Consider the following 22,056-nt stretch of genomic DNA (forward strand, 5'->3'; position numbering starts at 1 on the left):
CATGAAAGTATCCCGCAAGTGATTGCTTCAGGCTGACCCGCGTCAATCACAGTTCGGTCCCGGGCTACAGCATCCGCTGACAGCCGTCATTGATCCCCGGCTACAGCGACCGACCGGGACACCTTCGGCATCAGGCAGTCGGCCGTCGCGCGGCTGCGGTCCGCCTTGGTTGGAAGGTCACAGGGCCGGAGCGTTGAACCGGACGAAGCGCTTCGACGATGCGATCGTCAGGGTTCGCGTGGCCCTAGAAATCGCGACGTAGAAGAGCTTTGCTTGGGCTTGCCGTTCATTGCCGAAATGGGTCGCGTCGGGGATAACGACATGGTCGAACTCCAGCCCCTTCAAGAGGAGCGGCGTTGAGACGGTGCGCTTGGGCATCTTCCGGCCGGAGTTGCTCACGCGCTGACGGACGTAGAGGGTAGCCGCCGCCATCGTTTCAGCACGCCCCATGGCGACGTCATTGGCTGCTCGCTCTGCGTCCCGCCAGAGCTCGTTGCGGTAGAGTTTCCACCGATGACGCTTGCGAGCCAGGGAGAACAGCTGAGCGACGGCCTCTGCGCCGTTGCCTTCGCCGACAGCCGGGACTAAGTCCTGCATCGCTCGCTGAACCACTACATCTTCCGGATCAGGGGCTTCGCCATCGACGGGAGTCTTCTTGTGGAAGCAGTCATTGCTCAGGTTGACGAACGCCTGCAGGCGCGCGCGTCTATCGCCAGCCCGATCCCACGCCGACGCGAACTCCCGCAGACGGTTGGCGGCAACTTCTTCGATTGCCTGGTATCCGCCGTTGGCCGCCTTCGCCAAGCTATAGCAGATAGTCTTATTGCAATGAATGGCCGCGAAGCTGCCATTTTTGCCGTCTAAGCCTTCGAACAGGGTTCCCATGTCGAAAGCGTCGTCGGATTCTCGGTAGGTGATGCGAGGATCGGCCAGGTCGATGACCTCTCCGCGCATGAGCTTCTCGCGCGTTTCCGCAATCCATTGCCCGAGCTCGTGATTCTTGCCAGCCCAGCGGTGGGGCGTTTCAAGCGTTCCCGCTAACGGGAAGCCTCGATGAATTTCGTCATTCCAGCTCAACGTCGCTCCGGCGAATTCAAAGATTCCCTGCATCGGGTCGCCGAAGATCAAAGTGGGAACGATGCCGGAGAGCGCGATCGCGAGCTCATGCTGCAAACCATGACAATCCTGATACTCGTCGATCAAGATGCGGTCGTAGGAGGATGCGATGACGTCGCGGATCGCTCGGACGCGCAGGGCCCATGCCGCTCCACGATAGAGCTGATTCCATTGCTCGCTGGTCTGTGGCATTCCTTCGGGTGGCTGGGCTACGCCGGGGAAAGCACGGACATAGCGCATGCACCAGCCGGCGATTGTGTCCACGGATACTCGGGCTCGGTGGATACCAAGGCGGTTCAACCGCACGCGGATCGCGTGCACGCCGGCATGCGTGTGTGTGAGTATCAAAGCGCGGCGGCCCATCGCTGCCACGTTGGCTATGATCTCGGTCTTTCCGTGGCCGGCGGGAGCGACGATGGCGGCGTTCCCCAGCTCAAAAAGTTCTGCCGCGTCAGGCATACAGCCATGCCTCGACTTGGGCCAAGACCGTTGCCAGAGGAGCGCCGGCGTTTGCCGCGACGATGCGCGCGACCAGCGGAGCAACGCCTCGGCCGATTCGCTGGTCTTTGAACCATTTCTTGCGGGCGGCTACCTCAGCGACCGCCTCTCGAAGCTGCATCGCATCCAGCGCAGAAAACAGGGGCCAATCAGCAAAGTCGCCCCGAATAATGGCGATGCCCAAATCCGGAATTCGGGTATTCAGGTTGTCGTCGACTGCAGCGTTGCCACGTTCTTGCCGCGCATACGCGAGCAACGCTTGCACGAGTTCATCGTTTGCGGCCGAGAAGATGGCCTGTTCCGTGTTGAGACCGTCGCCATACTCGAAGACGGGGACGTGTGCCGTCGCCAGCTCGGCGATCGTTTCTGGCGGGAGGACTGTGTCGGAGTCGCGAAATATAGCCGTTGGATAGCCCAGTCCAGCCAATACCAACGCAAGCGAACTGGCCTGCTCGCCATTGCCATCCGCGACCGCGGCCCCCAGCTGTTCGATGGGCCGACCTTCATGGCGGACCGGCCAAGCTTCGCGCAGGCCCAGCAGCAGCCCCAGCTCGGTATTGCCCTCGGTGACGAGGATGCGCCGAGCGAACAAGGCCCGAGGTGTGAATCGCATCAACGGTCGGAGGAGATCAGGGGAGCTCGGGCGGGCGATCGCGGTTGCCCGGCCAGGCCGGGCAGTTTGAACCACCCGTAGGCTCTCCGGTCCAGTTTCGCTCAAGGCGACATCAGAATGTGTCGTCATTAGAATCTGGCCGGTAGGCTTGCTCTCTTCGAGCGCCTTTGCCTGGTCGGCTTTGAGTTGGGCGATCGCGCCTATGATCCGATGGGGCTCGAGCCCGTGCTCGATTTCGTCGATGAGCACGATGGCGCCTTCGGCGATCGCTGACTTCTGGATTGCGAGCGTCGCCAGTCGCCGCGTTCCCAGCCCCGCGAGCCGAAGCGGTACTCCGCTGTCATGCAGGGCGATTGAGCCGGACGACAGTCCAGAACGACCCAGTTCCAGCCCGGGCTCATAGGCGCCTTCTACGTAGGCTCCAAGCCCCTTGGCGAAACGCTCGGCCAATTCCGCTGCGTCAGCCAGCGATTCGATCTCTGCCAGGTTCGCGCTCGCTCGGGCCGTGCGGTAGGCCTCCGCTAGGCGCGCTGCGGCCTCCTTGTTGTCGCCCGTCAGCCGTGCCAGCACCGAGCCTTGTCCCCAGGCGAGGTGACGGGCGTTATCTCCGGCGAGCCGTACGAGTCCGAACAAGGCTCGGTCGCGATTCGATAGCGCGCGCGAATCTGCGGCCCGATCGCAAACCAGTTCCCAGGCCGGCTCCATGGTGGCGTCAACGGTGAGGCGGACCGTCAGTACAGGCTCGTCCTCGCCTTCCGGCTCATCGCGCAATTCGCCCTCCGGTGTCCACCCTCGGATGTACAGGCCGAAGCGCTCATCGGACTTGAGGGCCCTGGACAGCTCGCCGACCGTAGCCTCAATGACGATGGAGTTCGAGGTGTCGCAGTTGAGAAAGTCCGGTTCAGTGAATGAGAACCATCGAGATGAGAGGGTAGCTTCCACCGCGTCGATCAGCGTGGTCTTGCCGCTGTCCCCTGCGCCGAGCAAGCAACAGAAGGGTGAGTCCGGCTTCCAGTCCAGAGCGGCGATTCCTCTGAAATTCGAGATCTTAAGCAGTCTGATCTGCATGCGCTCTAATTCGATGTGGGCCGGACTTAATGGTTGCTTTCCGGTTTAATTATGGTGCCTCAATGTAAGGCAGTTGAAGGGTGAAGAGCAAACATGGCTGCCGTCTGAAATGTTCCGGTCGCAGGTAGGTGCGACCCTCACGGGAAATGGGGTCTTTCAATTAATGTGGGGCGCGATGGCCGCAGCATGGCCAATATGATGAAGCGACCCATTCGCAAGCACTGTGAAAAGGAGGGGCTGGCTTGTTGGCAGAGAAGCAAAGGGCAGACCACTCCGATCCCCCCCGCTGAGCTCCAGGAAAACGTCGGTTCCAACTGGTTAAGCGGTAGCTAATCCAGGAGACGCCCACGTCTCGGTGAGCACAGTGAGCCCGGTTAGCGCGCACATCCGAACGTCCGCTTTGGGTCGAGGCTGTGTGGAAACGCGTTTCGTCCTAACACCCACAGCGCAATAGCCTGGTCCGCATCACCTTGGGCGGTCTTCACTTCGATTTTTCGAAGCGGGGCTCACTCTGGGTCGTTTGGGCGGCCCGGATAGGGCCTGAGGTGCGTTATGGGTCACATGAAGGGCTCAGCCGCCCATCGCCAGCACCGCTTTCATGGTCTGCTGGTAGCCCAGGATTTGCATGACCCGCTTGAAGTTATAGGCCAGTACATTCAAGCTCATTTCCGTGCTCACATTGCCCAAGCGACGAGTTAGGAAGTGCGTATAGCCCATCCAATGCTTGAACGTGCCGAACACATGTTCCACCGTGCGCCGCCGCACCTTCATCGCATCTGGCATTCGGTCTAGACGGCGCTGCGCCGCCTCAAGCACGGCCTCATGCTCCCATCGACTGATGCGCCGATACGCGCTAGGTGTGCATCGCTCCTTCATCGCGCATTGTGGGCAGGCACTACTCCAGTAGCGCCGCAATTGAAGACCATTCTCCTCCCGCGTAAATCGGTGGATAGCGCGCTGGCCCGCAGGGCACTCGTACTCATCGTCCTTCGCGATGTAAATGAAGTCCGAACGGTCAAAGCGGCCTTCGGCCTTGGCATTGGAAGTCGTGGGTTTGGGCAAGATCGCATCAATACCTGTCTCTGCACATGTCTTGATCTGAGGCGCGCTGTAGTAGCCGCGATCGGCAATCGCACGCAGTCGCTGCTTGCCCATCGCCTCCCGCGCGGCTTGTGTCATCGATGCCAATGAGTCCCTGTCATGTCCTCGGTTCGTCACTTCGTGCGCGACGATCAGATGGTGCTTGGCTTCGACAACCATCTGCACGTTGTAGCCGACCATCCCCGAGCCCCGGCCGCTGGTGGCCATCGAGCGGGCATCCGGGTCGGTCACCGACAACTGACCGTCTGGACTGTCTTTGAGCCTCTCCTTGACGTCATCCAGAGTGCGCATTTGTTTGCGCAGACGTTCGATCTTGTCATTGAGCCGATTGGTCCTGGCCTCGATCTCGACAGGTTGCGTTCGGTCCGCTGTGTCAAGCGCCGCCAGATAGCGGTGGATGCTCTCCTCAATCTGCTGCTGACGTTTGTCTATCTTGGCAGCCGTGAAGTTCTTGTCGCGCGTGTTGACTGCCTTGAACTTGCTTCCATCAACGGCAACCAGGGCTTGGCTGAATAGCTTGAGATCTCGGCATACGGCAACAAACCGCCGGCAAACGTTGCGAATGCCCGACCCATTGTCACGACGAAAATCCGCGATGGTCTTGAAGTCTGGTGCCAGACGGCCGACCAGCCACATCAGTTCGACGTTGCGTTGGCACTCTCGCTCGAGTCGACGACTGGACTGGACCCGATTTAAGTAGCCGTAGATGTAGATCTTCAGCAGCACGGTCGGGTGATACGACGGGCGGCCGGTAGCTGCTGGCGCCGCCTTCTCAAATCCCAGCGATTCCAGGTTGAGCTCGTCGACGAATGCGTCGACTATGCGCACCGGGTTGTCGTCGGCGATGAAGTCATCCAGGCATTCCGGGATCAACGCTACCTGCTGCCGGTCCTGACCTTCGATGAATCGGGGCATGTCGACTCCCGGGATCGAGATACCAAACTCTATCTAGATCGCCGTAGCGGCGTCAAAGAGTTTTCACACAGCCTCGGTCGGGAGCGGCCTGTCGTCATAGACGGCTTCGGGCCAGAAGCGATCGCTGGGCGCGTGCGGTCCATTAGGGTTATTTGAACGAACTGGACCGCAGGGAGACTTAACGGGTTGCGTCATTTTCGGGTCGGTCCGGTGCCTTACTGCTGAGAGGTGAGGCTTTACTCCTTCGGCTTGGCCGCACCCTGGCCGCTATGCCCCCCGCGCCAACGGATAGGTTGCATACCTACAAAAGGACGCTGGCCGCGCTGGCGAAATTTGAGGGATCAACGTCTTTTACGCAGAACACCAGTAGGGTGAAACTTCGACATTGCCTATGCGAAGGCTGGCGTCTACGTCAAAAAGAGAGCGATGTATGAATGATCTTTCAGGAAAGCGGGCGATCGTCACCGGCGGGGCCCGGGGGATCGGCGCGGCGATTGCGCGGGAGCTATCTGCTCGCGGCGCGGACGTCGTGATCACCTACAAGAGTGCCGTCGGGCAGGCCAACAGCCTAGCCGATGAGTTGACTGACGAGAGCCGACGTACCGTGGCCATTCAGGCCGATAGTGCCGATGCGCAAGCGGTCCGCTACTCTGTCGAAGAAGGCACCCGCCTGATGGGGGGATTAGACATACTCGTCAACAATGCGGGCATCCTGATTTCGAGCACTCTACAAACAATGGCGTTGGCTGATATCGACCGAATCCTAGCAGTCAACATCCGTGCAGCCATCGTCGCCTCGCAAACAGCGATACCACTCCTCTCGAACGGTGGGCGCATCGTGTCGATCGGGTCGTGTCTCGCGGAGCGAGTAGCCATCCCGAATGTGACCGTCTATTCGATGTCGAAATCGGCTCTGCTGTCTTTCACTCGCGGACTCTCGCGCGAGCTTGCGCCGAGGGACATTACCGTAAATCTTGTTCATCCAGGTCCCACTGACACCGATATGAACCCAGCCCAGGGCCCTGATGCCGACTACCTCCGATCACAAATAGCGCTTGGGCGATTCGGAAGCCCGACTGACGTCGCGAAAGCTGTGGCCTATCTTGCGGGCCCAGACGGACGCCACATCACAGGCACCGGCCTGGTCGTTGATGGCGGAATCAACGCCTGACGAGTTCAATCTTCATCGCTCATTCCAGGATAGTGCAGATGGCACCCTGCCAGTCTCAGCAAATAGCGCGCCCCACATTGCTGCTAACCGGCGCGAGCCGTGGTATTGGGCATGCGACAGTGAAACTGTTTCACCACAGAGGGTGGCGTGTCTTGACGGTATCGCGGGCGAGCTTTGCGAGTGAATGCGCGTGGGTGGGCGGCGTGGACGACCACATTACCGCCGATCTGGCGAACCCGAGCTCGTATGAACTGATCGCGGCTGAAGTCCGCCGGCGCCTGGGTGGCGCGAAACTGGCTGCGATTATCAACAATGCCGCGATATCACCGAAACTGGCGAACGGCGGGCGCAAGGGCGTCAGCATGACGGCATATGAAGACTGGCTTTCGCTTTTCAACGTCAATCTTTTCTCCGCAGCGATGATCGTCCGTCTACTCCTGCCGGAACTCCGCATAGCGCAAGGCGCGATCGTCAACGTGACATCGATAGCGGGTTCTCGCGTTCATCCCTTCGCAGGAGCGGCTTATGCCTGCTCTAAGGCGGCCCTCGCAGCGCTCACGCGCGAACAGGCTTTCGAGTTCGGTCCGATGGGAATCCGGGCCAATGCGATCGCGCCCGGCGAGATCGACACCTCCATCTTGTCTCCAGGCACCGAGGCCATGGTTCAGGCGAACGTGCCGATGGGCCGGCTTGGCGACCCAACAGAAATCGCAGGAGTGATGTTCTTCCTTTGTTCGAACGGAGCCTCGTATGTGAATGGCGCGGAAATCGACGTGAACGGAGGCCAGCACGTCTAATCACCTGGATGACCCGCGCCTTCCGCGGCAACAATCGCTGGGCGCCTACTGGGCATGCCAGTCCGGACGGCCGCCGGATTAAAGGATTAGCTCCACTCCCGGGTGGGCACCATAGTCAGGCAAGCGGATACGCTTCCCGGGATGCCATGCGCCGGATGCTCTGCGGCGGATGGCCAAGCACGCGAATGAATGCCCGGCGCATTCTTTCGGGATCGGTGAAACCGATTTTGTGGGCGATGATTTCGATAGGCTCCGCACCACGCTCGACGCGCTGCCTGGCCACCTCGACTCTCAGGCGCTCGACGGCCTTGGCCGGCGTCTCCCCCGTTTCGGCAAGAAAGGCGCGGCCGAACTGCCGGGGGCTCAGGCAGGCCACGGAAGCCAGGAGCTCGGTCGACAATGATTCGTGCAAGTGTTCACGTATATAAGTCAGCACATTACGAATTCTGTCCGACTCGGGCTCCATATCGGCGATGGCCGAAAATTGGGATTGCCCGCCGGGCCGGCGATGGTAGACGACCAGCATCTGGGCGACCGCGTGAGACAAGTCGGCGCCATGATCCTCTTCGATCATTGCCAACGCCATGTCGATGCCAGTCGTGACGCCGGCTGACGTCCAGATGCCACCTTCTCGGGTGAAGATCCGATCGCCATCCACTTTCACCCGGGGGTACTCCCGTTGCAGACGGGCGGCGTATTTCCAGTGTGTCGTCGCGCACCGGCCGTCCAAGAGGCCGCTCGCAGCCAGAATGAAGGCCCCAGTGCATACGCTTGCTATGCGGCGAGCGCCCTTGGCGACGACGTGGTTCAAGTAGTCGCAGGTTTCCGGCAATGCGTCATCGGGGTAGGCGCCAAGGCCGGCTCCCGCCACGATCACTGTGTCGTAGGCGGAAAATCCGGCCTTCCCCGTGGTGACTTCCAGGCCCGCCGAACTTTGAACGGGTCCTCCAGCCAGCGATATGACCTGGCATCCGTAAGCGTCGTCGCCCAGGAGCCTGCTGGCCACCTCGAACGCCGCCAGCGGCCCGGTCACGTCCTGGATCTGAAAGTCGCGGAATACGAGGAAAGCGACGTCCCGCGAAGCGGGACTCGCGTTTGATGATGTTGGGTTCATAACACTCTTGCACAACGCTCGGAAGCAGGCTCCACCGCATCCTGGCTACCGGCCGGTGCGTGGACGAGATCTGATGGTACACACCCAGCATGGTGGCGAGTAAGACATATATACCTCAAAAACCGCCACGCCGGCACGACAAGGCACATTCTGCCAGACGTAAGCGCGCCATGACTCTAAAGGAGGGAACTTAGTCCTTTTGCCATTGGCTCCCCGCCCGGAGAATCTGCACACGTTGAAAGCCTGGGATAACCCGGATTCACATCGCTCGACGCGACTTCCACATCCGCCGGCCGGATTGTCTCGGGCCAACGAAAGCGTCTGTGCCAACGGATAGGCCGTAAAAGCGTGGCCGACGTACGCATGGCGCATTCGAGTCCTCTTACATAGCGATATCCAACATGAAGCATAGAGAGTCCAACCCTGCGTGGAGTGCAGCCGCATGACCCGTCCACGCCTTCCCTCCCGCACGGGAGCAAAACCGACCTTCCTGCGCGTGGCCCTGCTGGCCGTGGGGCTCACCACCGCAACGGCATGCGCCTTGTTTCTACTGCCCGGCAAGAAGTCGTTGTCGGCCGGTACCTTCGAGCCTCCCACGGTTTCCGTCGCATTGCCGATGCAGCGCACCGTTATCGAATGGGACGACTATGTCGGCCGTTTCGAAGCGAGCCGCCGCGTGGAAGTCCTTCCCAGGGTGTCGGGCCAAATCGTAGGGGTGCATTTCAAGGACGGCGAAATCGTTCAGCAGGGCCAATTGCTTTTCTCCATCGACCCGCGCCCCTACCAGGCCGCCTACGCCGAGGCGCAAGCCGGCCTCGCGAGCGCGACCAGCGAGCTCACGCTGGCACGCGCCGACCTCGCGCGAGCGCATCGACTGGCGGGCGACAGCGCGATTTCAAAGAGCGACATCGATCAGTTGCAGGCGCGTGTGCGGACGGGAACCGCAAACGTCGCCGGCGCTCAAGCCCGCGTCGCGCTGAAGTCACTTGAGCTGGAATTCACCCAGGTACGCTCGCCCATTACGGGCAGAGTCTCTGACCGACGCGTCGACCCGGGGAACCTGGTCATGAGCGGAGAGGCCGGTAGCGGCACCCGCCTGACCACCATCAACGCGCTGGATCCGATCTATTTCACATTCGACGCGTCGGAAGCCTTGTACCTCAAAGCGATGCGCGCACAGGAACCAAGCGCAGCCCAAACCCAGGTCGAGATACGTCTTCAGGATGAGCCTGACTACGCCTGGCGCGGAAAGCTCGACTTCACGGATAACGGGATCGACCCCCGCTCGGGGACCATACGGATGCGTGCCGTGATCGAGAATCCGAGATTGTTCTTGACACCGGGATTGTTCGGAAACATGAGGCTAGCAAGCGGATCCGGCACGCCTGCCTTGCTGATCCCCGATTCCGCGGTCCAGATGGACCAGACGCGCAAGACGGTTCTTACCGTTTCCGCCGAAGGCACCGTGCTCGTCAGGGCCATCGAACTCGGCCCGCTCATTGATGGGCTCAGGATCGTACGTGGCGGCCTGACCGCCGACGACCGAGTGATCGTCGCCGGGCAACAACACGCCATTCCAGGCGCAAAAGTACAAACGAAGCCGGAACCGGTGGCCTCCCAAAGCGGGATGGGGAACTCGACCCCTCCCATTTCCGGCAGCAAGCCCGCGTCCGCGTCGTAACGATGCACTGGCGGCTGTCCTAAAGGAAAAATCTCATGCGCCTGTCGCGCTTCTTCATTACGCGCCCGATATTCGCCGCGGTGCTGGCGATCGTCATCACGATTGTGGGTGCGATCTCCTATTTTGCACTTCCCGTTGCGCAGTATCCGGACATCATCCCTCCCACCGTGGTCGTTTCCGCGACCTACCCTGGCGCGTCGGCGGAAACCGTCGCGGAAACCGTTGCCGCTCCTATCGAGCAGGAAATCAATGGCGTAGAGAACATGCTCTACCAGTCCAGCCAGTCCACGGCGGACGGGAAGGTGTCCATATCGATTACGTTCAAGGTCGGGACCGATCTCGACGCGGCCCAGATGCTCGTTCAGAACCGGGTGGCAGCGGCCGTGCCTCGCCTGCCGCAAGAGGTTCAGCGCCTGGGCGTCACCACCCGCAAGACTTCGCCCAGTGCCCTGATGGCGATCAACCTGGTTTCTCCAGATGGCTCGCGGGATCAAACCTATCTTTCAAACTATGCCCTGACGCAGTTGCGCGACAAGCTGAGCCGTATCGATGGAGTCGGCGAGGCTCGAATTTTCGGCAGCCGTGAAGTGGCCATGCGCGTCTGGATTGACCCACGGCGCGCCGCCGCGCGTGAGCTGACGGCCGGCGAGATCGTCGCCGCCATCCGTGCTCAAAATGTGCAGGTTGCCTCGGGAGCCCTAGGCCAACCGCCCACCCCGAGTGCCGACGCCTTCCAGCTAAACGTTCGGACACAGGGCCGGTTGAGCGAGCCCGAGCAGTTCGCCGACATCGTCATCCGCACGGATCCCGCTGGCCGGCAGACTCGCGTTCGCGACGTCGCCCGCGTGGAGCTGGGTGCCGACGACTACGGAACCAATGCCTATTTGTCAGGCAAGCCATCCATCATGATCGGCATATTTCAACGGCCCGGGACCAACGCGCTTGAAACCGGCATCACTCTCGAACGCGAGATGCAGGCAGCGGCCAAGGCATTTCCGCCAGGGCTTGAGTACCGGATTATGTGGAACTCAACGCGTTTCATCGCGCAGTCTACCGAAGCCGTCCGGGATACGCTTTTCGAAGCCGCGGCACTCGTTGTGCTCGTCATCTTCATCTTCCTGCAGAACTGGCGCGCCGCCATCATCCCCGTCGTGGCGATTCCCATCTCGCTGGTCGGCACCTTCGCCTTGCTGGCGATGTTTGGCTACAGTCTGAACAGCTTGTCGCTGTTCGGGCTGGTCCTCGCCATCGGCATAGTGGTGGACGATGCCATCGTCGTGGTTGAAAACGTGGAAAGAAACCTCGCTCAGGGCCTGAACCCGCTAGAAGCGGCTCGCATCTCGATGGACGAGGTTTCGGCGGCGCTGGTGGCCATAGTGCTCGTGCTTTGCGCGGTGTTCATTCCCACGTTCTTTCTGACCGGCCTTTCTGGGGCATTCTATAAGCAGTTTGCGCTCACCATTTCCGGCGCTACCGTCATTTCGCTCGTCTTGTCGCTAACGCTCTCGCCCGCCTTGGCGACGGTACTTCTGCGGGCGCACACGAAGGAGAAAAGTCGGCATCAGATCATCCGGCGTATGCAGTTTGCCGGCGACTGGTTCAACGAACGATTCGACCGGTTCAGCGCTAGCTACGGCCGATTGACGCAATGGCTCGTGGTGCGCCCGAAGCGTGTCTTGATCAGCTACTGCGGACTTGTGCTGGCGACCATAGGCATTTTCTGGGTAACGCCCACCGGCTTCGTACCCTCGCAAGACCAGAGCTATCTAATATCGATCACTCAACTTCCACCGGGAGCCTCGCTGGCGCGTACCGATGCCGTGGTGCAAGAGGTGTCCAAGCGCTTGTTGAAGATCGATGGGGTCCGAGGCACGATCATGCTGCCCGGCTACGACGCCGCGTCGAACACGAATTCCCCGAACACCGCCACCGCCTTCATCCCGCTCAAGCCATTTGAACAGCGGTCCCGCCCCGCCAGCGACATCCTCGATGAAGCACGCAAGGCCGTCTCGGACATCGATCAAGCACGGGTTCTCATCATTCCTCCTCCGCTGATCGACGGCATCGGTTCGGCGGGCGGCTACCGGATGATGGTGCAGGATCGCGGCGGCCACGGTTACAAACCGCTGGGGACGATTTCCGATCAACTCATGGCCAAGGCGAACGGCACCGAAGGTTTATCGCAGGTCTATTCATTCTTCAACACATCAACCCCCCGCATCTTCGCCGACATCGACCGGCGCAAAGCCGAGGTGCTGGGCGTCCCGCCAGATCGCGTCTTCGAAGCGCTGCAGGTCTATCTCGGCTCGGCCTATGTGAACGACTTCAACCTACTAGGGCGCACGTTCCGGGTGGTTGCCCAGGCCGAGCAAGGCCAGCGCAACAGCGAATCCGACATTGCCAATCTTAAGACACGCTCCGATAGCGGCGCCATGGTGCCCATCGGCTCGGTCGCCACGTTCAAGAGCGAAACGGGGCCGTTTAGGGTCGTGCGCTACAACCTGTTCCCCGCGGTCGAGGTCGACGGAGACACGGCGCCGGGCTCTTCCACGGGCCAGTCGCTAGCCACGATGGAAAAGCTCGCCGACCAGATGTTGCCCCCGGGATACGGCTACGAATGGACGGGCATCGCGTTCCAGCAGAAGATCGCGGGCAACACGGCCGGCCTCGTCTTCGCGCTGGCGGTGGTGTTTGTGTTCCTGGTACTGGCGGCGCAATACGAAAGCCTCACTTTGCCCCTGGCCATCATCCTCATCGTCCCCATGTGCCTCTTCGCAGCCATGGTCGGCGTGAATCTTCGCGGAATGGACAACAACGTCCTGACGCAGATCGGGCTCGTGGTGCTGATCGCCCTTGCCGCGAAGAACGCGATCCTGGTGGTCGAGTTCGCGAAACAGGCGGAAGAGGAAGACGGCTTGATGCCGGCCGCCGCGGCGGTGCGCGCCGCGCAGACCCGCCTGCGCCCAATCCTGATGACGAGTTTCGCCTTCATTCTTGGCGCTGTGCCGATGCTCCTAGCCTCGGGCGCGGGCGCCGAGTTGAGGCAGGCCCTGGGCACCTCCGTTTTCTTCGGCATGGTCGGCGTCACCGTCTTCGGCCTGCTCTATACCCCGACGTTCTACGTCGTTTGCCGCAAGCTCGGAGATCGGCTGTCCCGGCAGACCGGCGCCCGCTCGCTGGCATCGCGGCACGAACAATCAGGAAGCATCAAGTGATTCGATTGCACACCCTATCGATGCTGGTTGCGCCGCTGCTCTTGAGCGCGTGCGCGATCGGCCCGGACTATGAGACACCGCCGTTCCCGGCTTCCGCGGCGGGGCCTTTCCTGACCCAAAGCGATGCGACCGCGCCCGACGCCACGCCCGTTTCCGCCGACTGGTGGAAGCTCTACCACGACCCGGTGCTGGACAGGCTGGTACAAGATGCGCTCGCCTCGAATACCGACCTGCGCGTGGCGATCGCTCGGCTCGCCCGCGCGCGCGCCCAACTTCGCCAAACGTCCGCCGATCGGCTGCCCAGCACTGAGATCGCCGCAGGCGTGAACCGCCAGCGGCAATCCACCATCCAGGCCTCGCCCGGCGTCGATCGCGAGAATACCGTTGTCGATGCGGGCCTGTCCGTCGCGTACGAGGTAGACCTTTTCGGCCGCGTACAGCGGAACATCGAAGCCTCGCGGGGCGACTACCAAGCGGCACAGGCCGAGCTGGACGCCGTGCGGGTATCGACCGTAGCGGAGACCACCCGCGCCTATCTGGGAGCCGCCAGCGCCGCGCACCGCCTGGCCGTGGCGCGGCAGATCGTCGAGTTGCTGGACCGCTCGGTCGGCGTGACGAGCAGCAGGGAGGACGCCGGCCTGACAACTTCGCTCGACACCGCGCGTATCGCGGCGCTTCGGGAGCAGCGACGATCCGACATTCCCAGGATCGTTGCCGAGCGCCAGGCCGAGCTGTTCCGGCTCTCCCTGCTCACCGGCCGAGCGCCCAAGGACCTCCCCTCTGAGGCCAGCGCCCTCGCGGCACCGCCCACGATCCTGCAGCCCATCCCTATCGGCGACGGGATGGCCCTCCTCACCCGGCGTCCGGACGTCCGCGCTGCAGAACGACGACTGGCGGCGGAAACGGCCAGGATAGGCGTGGTGACGGCGGATCTGTATCCGCGCGTCTCCATCGGCGCGTCGGTCGGCTCTACCGGGTTACGCCTAGACGACTTCTTCGGAAGTGGCCCGCTACGCTGGCTGGCTGGATCGCTCCTCTCCTGGTCGTTTCCGAATCAGGAAGCGATCCGCGCCCGCATCGACGGCGCGACCGCCGACGCCCAGGCCGCGCTGGCGGCGTTTGATGGGACGATATTGCAGGCCTTGAGCGAAACGGAAACTGCGCTCTCGAACTACGCCCAAAGCCTGGACCGGCGCTGGTCGTTGGCCGCGGCCAGGGACCAGGCGGAGAACGTGGCGCGCATCGTTCGGGCACAAGCTCGGGAGGGGCGCGCCGACAGTCTGGCTCTGCTCGACGCCGAGCGCACCTATGCTGACGCGCAGGCACAGCTTGCCGAAAGCGAAGCGCGGGTCGTGAATGCTCAAGTGGACCTGTTCAAGGCGCTCGGCGGTGGCTGGGAGTCGGCCCGCGCTGACCGCGTGGTTGCCAAGTAGTTCCCCGTCTTCTGGATGGGCTCAAGGCGGATTATCCGTGGATGGAGGGCGTGGAGCATGAAGGCAGATATCCCGACGGCGATTCTTGGCCCGGCCCGCTCGTCATCCAATGCGCTCCGCGCGAACATACAGCTGAACGACATTGCCATGTTTATCGAGGTTGCGAGGCGGGGCAATTTCAGCCTGTCCGCCGCGGCGCTGGGAGTTCCTCCGTCGACGCTCTCCCGGCGAGTGAGCGGGTTGGAACGCGATCTGGGAGTGCAGTTGCTCAGGCGCAGCACTCGAAAAATCGGCCTGACCGAGGCCGGCGCGCTCTACTTCGAGCGTTGCCGGGGCCTCATCGATGAAGCTCGTGTTGCGCACGAGCAGCTGCATACAAGCATCGCCTGCGCCAGCGGGCAACTAAGCGTGTCGCTACCCGCCTCACTGGCACAGGCACTCGTACCTAAAGTGATCGACGCCTTCCACCGCCGGTATCCCGATATCCATTGTCATTTCGAGTTGGGCAATCAGCACGTCGACCCGATCAGCAGCACCTGCGACGTCGCGTTGCGCTTCGGCCACCAACCGAGCTCCAGCCTGATTGCGCACGTAATCAGCGCGATGACGCCGCGCCTTTACGCATCCGTTGACTATCTTGATAGGCATCGCGCGCCCCGGTCACCGGCCGACTTGGCCAGGCACCAATGCCTTGCCGGCGCGCGCAGGGGCGAGTTCGAATGGGTGTTGCGCTCCGGGGCACGAGTGGATCGGGTGCGGGTATCGGGCAAAGTCGCAGCTAACGATTCCAGCATGATCCGATCATTGGTCCGCGCAGGAATCGGCATTGGGCCCCTCATGAAGTTCGAGGCCGCAAAGGCCGGCGGCGACGACAAGATTTCCCAGGTTCTGCGGCAATGGTCTTTGCTTCCTGTGCCGCTCGTCGCCTTGCTCCCTAGCCGGAAGGTGCCGGCGCGAGTCAAGGCGTTCCTGGATTTCATTCATCCTTATCTGCAGGATTGCTGATGTCTTCAAATGGCATCTATAGCCATTGCCACGCTGATCAGCACGACTGCAGCGATGGAAGCCGCGAACACCCGCCGCGCCCAGCGCACATCATCGCCGGCCGTAAACCCGTCCATGGCAGTTTTCAGCCAGTACAGTCCGCTTAATAGAACTATAGAGATGTAGAGATTTCCCACGTAACCAAGCGCCGCCAGGGAAAGCGCGGCCACAAGAAATGCGGCAATGTACAAAACGATGCGCTTCTTCGCTTGATGCCGCCCCTTCACCAGGGGCAGTATGGGGATACACGCGGCTTCATAGTCCTTCCATCTAAACATGGCGATGGCGTACGAATGAGGCATTTGCCATATTCCGAAGATCACGAAGAGCGCGACAGCGGCCGTGTCGATGGTTCCGCGTACCGAACAATAGCCCACGACAGGCGGGATCGCGCCCGATATGCTGCCGACCAACGTGGCGTGGACCGATCTGCGTTTCAGGAAAAGCGAGTACAGGCCTACATAGACAATGTATCCGATGAGCATCAGGACCAGCGGCTCAATTCGACGCGTCGCGACATACAAAAGCCAGAACCCGACGAGACCCAGAATACAGGCAAAGGTCAGAGCCGACCTTATCGAAATGCTGCCGGCGGCCATCGGGCGCGTATAGGTGCGTTCCATGAGCCGGTCGATGTCACGGTCAATCACGTTGTTGGCGGCGCATCCGGATCCGATTACGAGCGCGACTCCAGACATCACCAGTGCAATATGAATGGCATCCACGACGCCTCGCGATGCAAGCAGGTAGCCGCCGACGAGAGATACTAGGTTACCGGCCACGATGCCTGGCTTGACCAACTCGAAATAGGTGCGATGCATAGAATTTTGTCGGGTCGGACTGACCGCAGACAAGGAACAGCGGAACAGGCTTGGATGACAGGCAGAACCGTGATCACGCGATCGGTGGGCCAAAGCCTGGGCCTGTCGGATCAATCGGAAGTCACTGCGATACGGTCGAATGTGGCGGAGGGGTCCCTGAATTACGGAACGCTTCGTTGCAACTGAAGCTTTATACCTTCTGGACGAGAGGGCACGAAAGTGAAATGCCGGACAAAGATCCCGCAGATACCGACGCCACGAATGACCGATGACGAAGGCCGTCTTGGGACGATTTTGTTGCTACCTCGCTGTTCGGCATCATCGCTCCGAGACAGGCTTAGCCCGGCCCGGCCACAGCAGCCCCCCGGGCCGGCCCACGAGCCCACCACCATGTCATCAGACCGGCAGCCAGCACCACCGGCAACATGGCCGCGTTCAGCGCTTCCCACCCGAAGGCGTCCAGCGCCGGTCCGGCCGCCAGCGTGGCCAGCGCGGTAGCGGCATAACGCAGTATCTCGGCCGCGCCTTGCGCGCGGGCGCGTTCCGAGGGACGGTAGGACTGCGCCAGCAGCGTGGTTCCGCCGACGAACATGAAATTCCATCCCACGCCCAGGCAGAACAGCGCCGCATAGAACGCGGGCAACGACGCCGAGGCCATCGCGATCAGCGAGCAGGCGACGTTCAGCAGCATGCCGGCGCCCAGCACCCGCGGCAGGCCGAGGCGCTGGATCAGCGCGCCGGCAAAGAAAGCCGGCGCGTACATGCCGACCAGGTGCCATTGCATGATGTTGGCGCCGTCACCGATGCTGTGGCTGCACGCCACCGCGGCCAGCGGCGCGGCAGTCATGATGAACATCATCGAGACCGATCCGACTACGTTGTTGGCGAGGGCGGCCACGAACACGGGCTGACGCGCTACCTCGCGCAGCGGCCGCGCCGGCAGACCGGCCTGGGCCAGGCCGCCCATAGCCGGCGCTTCGGCGTCGCGATAGCCGCCCCAGAGCAGTGCGGCGGACAGCAGTGCCAGCAAGGTCACCATTAGATAGGCGCCGGCGAAGGTCACTGGTGCGAACAAATCACGGCTCCAGGTGGCCAGCGCGGGGCCGGCAACCGCGGCGATGACACCGCCGGCCATTACCACCGAGATCGCGCGGCTTTTGGCTGCGGGTTCGACGGCGTCGGCCGCCGCTAGGCGGTAGTACTGGGCAAAGGCCTGGAACACGCCGACTAGTGCGGTGCCGACACAGAACACCCAGAAATCGGCGTGGAACACGGCCCAAACCGATAGGCCGCCGCCCGCCGCGCCGGCCAGGGCGCCCAGCGCGAAGCCATTTCTCCGGCCGATGCGCTGCATCAGCAACGAAGCGAACCAGGTGACCACAGCGCCCGCTACCGTTATCAATGCAAATGGCAGCGTCGACAACGTTCTGTTGGGCGCGAGCATGTGGCCGGTCAATGCCGTCAGCGTCAAGTCGATGGAAATGGCGGCGACGAATAGGCCCTGGCAGATAGCCAAGATACGGGCGTTGCGACGGCCCTTAATGTGGGAGGCTGATAGGGGCATAGCGCGATCGGTGGGAATGAACGGAATGGGGAGGCCGGTTCGGCAAGCGCGGCCTGCTGGGGTTGACGGGTTCGACAGGCCCGACTTTACCGAAGCACGCACCAGCGCAAATGACGTAATTCCCTTAAAAACTGCCGTGCCAATCAGCGTCATATGTCCAGCGCCTCTAAGTCGGAGTCACTGAACGGTGTCGTTGAAGCGTCGCTATCAGGCTTGAAGTCCAGCAAATCGAAGAACCACAACTTGCGCGAAGCCGCCGTCAAGCTTTCGCTTTGAACTTCCGCTTTGGGTCGGGAGCTGTCTGTCATCGACCGCCGCTTTCGGCCAACAAGCGCCGCTCGCTCCGCTCATAGGTGGGGCTTCCAATTTGCAACCTCAGAAGAGAGGCTAGGTCAGTGCCCGAGTGTGTCCAAGCAGCTAGCGGTTAAGAATCGCTAGCTGCCGTCTGTCGAATTTCTGCCGCGCTTCTCGGAAGCGGTCCGCGTTCTCAACCATCCAGGTCCACAGTGGGACCATACGCAGCAGCAACTCCATGCCGGTCACGGACAATTCGAACTCGACCCTAGGAGGCATTTTTCCGAAGTCATGACGCAGCACCGGACCTTCACGCTCGAGCTGGCGCAGGGTGAGCGCCAGAATGCGTTGGGTAACCCCCGTGCATGCGCCTGCCGATCTCCGCATGGCGCAGCCGTCCCTACACGCCCAGAGTGTGGACGACGCCCAGTAACCCACGGCTTCCCCGTTCGGGCAATTGAAGCCATAACGGAATCGACATTTCAGGCCGCCACTAGAGGGCCCGTCACTTTTGGCGCGCTCCTACTCGTTGCGCCAGCAGGTCGTAGAACAGCCGCGCGACTGGATTCAAGGTCTTGCCGCGCGGATGGATCAGGCCGATCGTGCGGCTCACGGCGGGATTGCGCAGCGGCACGCTGACCAGGGTGCCGTGGTCCTCATCCGGCATCGCCAGGCGCGGCACCACGCCCACGCCCAGGCCCGCCTCCACCATGCTGACCAGCGCCGGCACGTGCTGCACCTCGCAGAAATCGCGCGGCCGGCTGCCGCTGTGCACCAGCGCCTGGTCCATCAGGAAACGATTGCCGCTGCCCTGCGCCAGGGTGATGTACGGATGCGCCTCCAGGTCGGCCCAATCCACCGACTTGCGTTTGGCCAGCGGATGCTGGCGGCTCACCGCCGCCACGAACGGCTCTTCCAGCAACGGCTTGAACTCGATCTCCGCGTCGTTGGTGCCGATGTAGGTCAGCCCGAAATCCGCGTCGCCGCGCGCCACCGCCGTCAGCACCTGCGAGGACGACTCGTCGATGATGCGGATGCGGATGCGCGGATAACTGGCGTGGTATTCGCGGATCACATCCGGCAGGAAATACGCCACCGCCGACGGCACGCAGGCAATCGTCACCATGCCCGACAGCCGCTCGGCCACGTCGCGGATGCCGACCAGCGCGCTCTCCAGCTCATTCAGCACGCTGCGGGCGCGCGGCACGAAGCCGCGGCCGATGGTGGTCAGCTCGACCTTGCGCGTGGTGCGCGTCATCAGCTGCACGCCCAGCGCCGCCTCCAGCTTGTCCACGCGGCGCGACAGCGCCGACTGCGACAGGTGCAGCGCCTCGGACGCGGCGCGGAAACTGCCCAGGTCGGCCACCGCCAGAAAGGCGCGCAAATCGGCAAGGTCGAAATTCATGCGTTTTCATCAAGAATTGAACGAATTTTTGCACTTTACTCGATTCCGAGCGCGGGGCACGATATCTCCCAGCCGCAACCAATAGCGGCCCGAACAGGAGACCCCGTCCATGAAGCCGCTACGGAGAGCTTGCCTGCGCACCGCGCTGGTGCTGGCTGCCGCCCCCTTGCTGTTGTCCGCCCCCTTCTTCGCCCACGCCGACGCCTGGCCGCAACGCCCCATCCGGCTGCTGGTGCCCTACGGACCCGGCGGCAGTTCCGACGTGGTGGCGCGCGCCGTCGCCGTGGAGATGTCGCGCGACCTGGGCCAGCAGGTCATCGTCGAGAACAAGGGCGGCGGCCAGGGCAGCATCGCCACGGTGGAGGCGGCGCGCGCGCGGCCCGACGGCTACACGCTGATCCTGGGCCACGTCGGCACCCTGGCGGTGAACCCGACCATGATGCCCAACCTGGCGTATGACCCCCGCCGCGACTTCTCCCCCATCATCCTGCTGGCCAAGCTGCCCATGGTGTTCGCCGTGGGCGCCAAGGTGCCGGCCGCCACCCTGCCCGAATTCGTGGCGCTGGCGCGCGCCAAGCCCGGCGTCCTGAACTACGGCTCGGCCGGCAACGGCAGCGCCGGCCACCTGGCCTTCGAAATGCTCAAGACCGCCGCTGCCATCGACGTGGTGCATGTGCCGTACAAGGGCACCGGCGCCCAGGTCACAGACCTGCTGGCCGGCAACATCGACGCCGCCGCGGCCGGCATCCCCGGCTTGCTGCCGCATGCGCAGGCCGGCAAGATCAAGATCGTCGCCGTCGGCTCGGCCCAGCGCCTGCCGATCCTGCCGGACGTGCCAACCGTGGCCGAACAGGGCTACCCCGGCTTCGAGAGCTCGCAATGGTTCGGCCTGCTGGCGCCGGCCGGCACGCCGCAGGAAGCGATCTCGCGCCTGCAGGCCGCCGCCCAGCGCGCGCTGCAGACCGACGCGGTGCGCCAGCGCCTGGCCCACGACGCCGCCGAACCGTCCGGCGCCGGTCCGGCCGAATTCGCCGCCTTCATCGACGCCGAAGAGCGCCGCTGGAGCCAGGTGGTGAAAGACGCCCGTCTTTCCGCCGAATAAGCCCCCTCTCTCTTTTTCACTCAAGGATTGCTGATCATGGCCGCCACCGCTGGCTCCCCCTCCCTCATCCCGGAAACCGAACTGCGCGCCCTGGGCGTGCGCGCCTTCGAAGGCCTGGGCCTGCCGCGCCAGGACGCCGTCGACGTGGTCGACATCCTGGTGCTGGCCGACCTGTTCGGCCTGTCCACCCACGGCCTGTCGCGCATCGAATCGTATGGCGAGCGCCTGCAGGTCGGCGGCATCAACCGCCAGGCCCGCATCCGCGTGGACAGCCCCGCCCCCGCGCTGCGCCTGGTCGATGGCGACAACGGCGTCGGCCCGCTGGTCGGCATGCACGCGCTGCGCGCCGCCATGCAGGCCGCCAGCGAATGCGGCGTGGGGCTGGCGTTCGCCCGCCAGAGCAACCATTTCGGCCCGATCTCGCCCTACGGCCTGATCGCCGCCGAGGCCGGCTACGCCAGCATCATCGGCAGCAACGCCACCACCACCATCGCCCCCTCGGGCGGCACCGATGCGCGCGTCGGCAACAGCCCCATCGGCTTTGCCGTGCCGAATCCGGACGGCGCGCACTTCCTGCTCGACATGGCCATGAGCGTGGTCGCCCGCGCCAAGATCCGCAACGCCCTGAAGGCCGGCCAGGCCATCCCCGATTCCTGGGCTACCGATGCCCAGGGCCAGCCCACCACCGACCCCAAGCAGGCCCTGGACGGCTTCCTGCTGCCGATCGGCGGCCACAAAGGCTACGGCCTGGCGCTGATGGTAGACCTGTTCGCCGGCCTGCTGTCCAACGCAGCCTATCTCACCCACGTCAAATCCTGGGTCGACGCGCCGGACGAACCGCAAAACCTGGGCCACTTCTTCCTGCTGATCGACACCCGCCGCCTGGGCTCGACCCAATGGCTGTCCGAGCGCATGAACGACTTCGCCGCCATCCTGCACGCCAGCCCGGCCGCCGACCCGGCCCGCCCCGTGATCCAGCCCGGCGAGATTGAGCTGGCCAAGCTGGCCCGCCAGCGCGCCCAAGGCATCGAAGTCGCCGCCGATGTCCTGGCCCTGCTGCGCCAACACGCCGGCCAAGGCTGAAGCGACATCCCGGAGGAGACC

At 62.9% G+C, this 22,056-nt stretch carries 16 protein-coding genes; 8 read left to right on the forward strand and 8 right to left on the reverse strand.

Annotated features, from left to right (window positions below; translation table 11 throughout):
- Positions 1–177: 177 nt before the first annotated feature.
- From LN047_RS20680 to LN047_RS20690, 3 genes are all read right to left on the reverse strand, one after another.
- Positions 178–1,575, reverse strand: coding sequence for a UvrD-helicase domain-containing protein (locus tag LN047_RS20680; protein ID WP_373980060.1), 1,398 nt, complete (start codon positions 1,573–1,575; stop codon positions 178–180).
- Positions 1,568–3,295, reverse strand: coding sequence for an ATP-dependent endonuclease (locus tag LN047_RS20685; protein WP_373980061.1), 1,728 nt, complete (start codon positions 3,293–3,295; stop codon positions 1,568–1,570). Before LN047_RS20685 ends, LN047_RS20680 begins: the two co-directional genes overlap by 8 nt.
- 570 nt (positions 3,296–3,865) lie before the next feature.
- The gene (locus LN047_RS20690; RefSeq protein WP_373980062.1) at positions 3,866–5,311 is read right to left on the reverse strand and encodes an IS1182 family transposase; all 1,446 of its coding nucleotides are present in this window, start codon (positions 5,309–5,311) and stop codon (positions 3,866–3,868) included.
- Positions 5,312–5,741: 430 nt separating this feature from the next.
- Between LN047_RS20690 and LN047_RS20695 the strand changes: the two genes are divergently transcribed.
- On the forward strand, positions 5,742–6,482 hold the full coding sequence (locus tag LN047_RS20695; RefSeq protein WP_088588131.1) for an SDR family NAD(P)-dependent oxidoreductase: 741 nt from the start codon (positions 5,742–5,744) through the stop codon (positions 6,480–6,482).
- Between the two features lie 38 nt (positions 6,483–6,520).
- Positions 6,521–7,279, forward strand: coding sequence for an SDR family NAD(P)-dependent oxidoreductase (locus tag LN047_RS20700; RefSeq protein WP_373980063.1), 759 nt, complete (start codon positions 6,521–6,523; stop codon positions 7,277–7,279).
- A gap of 115 nt (positions 7,280–7,394) precedes the next feature.
- Here the strand turns inward: LN047_RS20700 and LN047_RS20705 are convergent, their stop codons facing one another.
- Positions 7,395–8,393, reverse strand: a complete 999-nt coding sequence (locus LN047_RS20705) for a GlxA family transcriptional regulator (RefSeq protein WP_315130527.1) — start codon at positions 8,391–8,393, stop codon at positions 7,395–7,397.
- Positions 8,394–8,835: 442 nt separating this feature from the next.
- Here LN047_RS20705 and LN047_RS20710 point away from each other — a divergent pair, with 442 nt between their 5' ends.
- The 4 genes from LN047_RS20710 to LN047_RS20725 are packed head-to-tail and all read left to right on the forward strand — an operon-like array spanning position 8,836 to position 15,727.
- Positions 8,836–10,074, forward strand: a complete 1,239-nt coding sequence (locus LN047_RS20710) for an efflux RND transporter periplasmic adaptor subunit (protein WP_373980064.1) — start codon at positions 8,836–8,838, stop codon at positions 10,072–10,074.
- A 35-nt stretch (positions 10,075–10,109) separates the two neighbouring features.
- On the forward strand, positions 10,110–13,289 hold the full coding sequence (locus LN047_RS20715; RefSeq protein WP_315130531.1) for a multidrug efflux RND transporter permease subunit: 3,180 nt from the start codon (positions 10,110–10,112) through the stop codon (positions 13,287–13,289).
- Positions 13,286–14,722 (forward strand): efflux transporter outer membrane subunit, encoded by a 1,437-nt coding sequence (locus LN047_RS20720; RefSeq protein WP_373980065.1) that lies wholly within the window; start codon positions 13,286–13,288, stop codon positions 14,720–14,722. Before LN047_RS20715 ends, LN047_RS20720 begins: the two co-directional genes overlap by 4 nt.
- A gap of 57 nt (positions 14,723–14,779) precedes the next feature.
- Positions 14,780–15,727 (forward strand): LysR substrate-binding domain-containing protein, encoded by a 948-nt coding sequence (locus LN047_RS20725; RefSeq protein ID WP_373980066.1) that lies wholly within the window; start codon positions 14,780–14,782, stop codon positions 15,725–15,727.
- 5 nt (positions 15,728–15,732) lie between these two features.
- On the opposite strand, the gene cyoE is transcribed toward LN047_RS20725, so the two are convergent.
- From cyoE to LN047_RS20745, 4 genes are all read right to left on the reverse strand, one after another.
- Positions 15,733–16,587 (reverse strand): heme o synthase, encoded by an 855-nt coding sequence (gene cyoE / locus LN047_RS20730; RefSeq protein WP_373980067.1) that lies wholly within the window; start codon positions 16,585–16,587, stop codon positions 15,733–15,735.
- A gap of 337 nt (positions 16,588–16,924) precedes the next feature.
- Positions 16,925–18,151 (reverse strand): MFS transporter, encoded by a 1,227-nt coding sequence (locus tag LN047_RS20735; protein ID WP_373982165.1) that lies wholly within the window; start codon positions 18,149–18,151, stop codon positions 16,925–16,927.
- Positions 18,152–18,568: 417 nt separating this feature from the next.
- The gene (locus tag LN047_RS20740) at positions 18,569–18,832 is read right to left on the reverse strand and encodes a winged helix-turn-helix transcriptional regulator (RefSeq protein ID WP_373980068.1); all 264 of its coding nucleotides are present in this window, start codon (positions 18,830–18,832) and stop codon (positions 18,569–18,571) included.
- 118 nt (positions 18,833–18,950) lie between these two features.
- The gene (locus LN047_RS20745) at positions 18,951–19,850 is read right to left on the reverse strand and encodes a LysR family transcriptional regulator (protein WP_373980069.1); all 900 of its coding nucleotides are present in this window, start codon (positions 19,848–19,850) and stop codon (positions 18,951–18,953) included.
- Positions 19,851–19,959: 109 nt separating this feature from the next.
- Between LN047_RS20745 and LN047_RS20750 the strand changes: the two genes are divergently transcribed.
- Both LN047_RS20750 and LN047_RS20755 read left to right on the forward strand, forming a co-directional pair.
- Entirely contained in the window at positions 19,960–20,952 is a 993-nt protein-coding gene (locus LN047_RS20750; RefSeq protein WP_373980070.1) for a Bug family tripartite tricarboxylate transporter substrate binding protein, read from the forward strand.
- A gap of 36 nt (positions 20,953–20,988) precedes the next feature.
- Positions 20,989–22,035 (forward strand): Ldh family oxidoreductase, encoded by a 1,047-nt coding sequence (locus LN047_RS20755; protein ID WP_373980071.1) that lies wholly within the window; start codon positions 20,989–20,991, stop codon positions 22,033–22,035.
- The last annotated feature ends 21 nt before the right edge of the window (positions 22,036–22,056 follow it).

Source organism: Achromobacter sp. JD417 (genome assembly GCF_041879325.1).
In the GTDB taxonomy this organism is placed as follows: domain Bacteria; phylum Pseudomonadota; class Gammaproteobacteria; order Burkholderiales; family Burkholderiaceae_B; genus Achromobacter; species Achromobacter mucicolens.

Excerpts from the sequence above, each read along its gene's own strand:
- LN047_RS20680 (WP_373980060.1), bottom strand. The coding sequence starts at position 1,575 with ATGCCTGACGCGGCAGAACTTTTTGAGCTGGGGAACGCCGCCATCGTC.
- LN047_RS20685 (WP_373980061.1), bottom strand. The coding sequence starts at position 3,295 with ATGCAGATCAGACTGCTTAAGATCTCGAATTTCAGAGGAATCGCCGCT.
- LN047_RS20690 (WP_373980062.1), bottom strand. The coding sequence starts at position 5,311 with ATGCCCCGATTCATCGAAGGTCAGGACCGGCAGCAGGTAGCGTTGATC.
- LN047_RS20695 (WP_088588131.1), top strand. The coding sequence starts at position 5,742 with ATGAATGATCTTTCAGGAAAGCGGGCGATCGTCACCGGCGGGGCCCGG.
- LN047_RS20700 (WP_373980063.1), top strand. The coding sequence starts at position 6,521 with ATGGCACCCTGCCAGTCTCAGCAAATAGCGCGCCCCACATTGCTGCTA.
- LN047_RS20705 (WP_315130527.1), bottom strand. The coding sequence starts at position 8,393 with ATGAACCCAACATCATCAAACGCGAGTCCCGCTTCGCGGGACGTCGCT.
- LN047_RS20710 (WP_373980064.1), top strand. The coding sequence starts at position 8,836 with ATGACCCGTCCACGCCTTCCCTCCCGCACGGGAGCAAAACCGACCTTC.
- LN047_RS20715 (WP_315130531.1), top strand. The coding sequence starts at position 10,110 with ATGCGCCTGTCGCGCTTCTTCATTACGCGCCCGATATTCGCCGCGGTG.
- LN047_RS20725 (WP_373980066.1), top strand. The coding sequence starts at position 14,780 with ATGAAGGCAGATATCCCGACGGCGATTCTTGGCCCGGCCCGCTCGTCA.
- cyoE (WP_373980067.1), bottom strand. The coding sequence starts at position 16,587 with ATGCATCGCACCTATTTCGAGTTGGTCAAGCCAGGCATCGTGGCCGGT.
- LN047_RS20735 (WP_373982165.1), bottom strand. The coding sequence starts at position 18,151 with ATGCCCCTATCAGCCTCCCACATTAAGGGCCGTCGCAACGCCCGTATC.
- LN047_RS20740 (WP_373980068.1), bottom strand. The coding sequence starts at position 18,832 with ATGCGGAGATCGGCAGGCGCATGCACGGGGGTTACCCAACGCATTCTG.
- LN047_RS20745 (WP_373980069.1), bottom strand. The coding sequence starts at position 19,850 with ATGAATTTCGACCTTGCCGATTTGCGCGCCTTTCTGGCGGTGGCCGAC.
- LN047_RS20750 (WP_373980070.1), top strand. The coding sequence starts at position 19,960 with ATGAAGCCGCTACGGAGAGCTTGCCTGCGCACCGCGCTGGTGCTGGCT.
- LN047_RS20755 (WP_373980071.1), top strand. The coding sequence starts at position 20,989 with ATGGCCGCCACCGCTGGCTCCCCCTCCCTCATCCCGGAAACCGAACTG.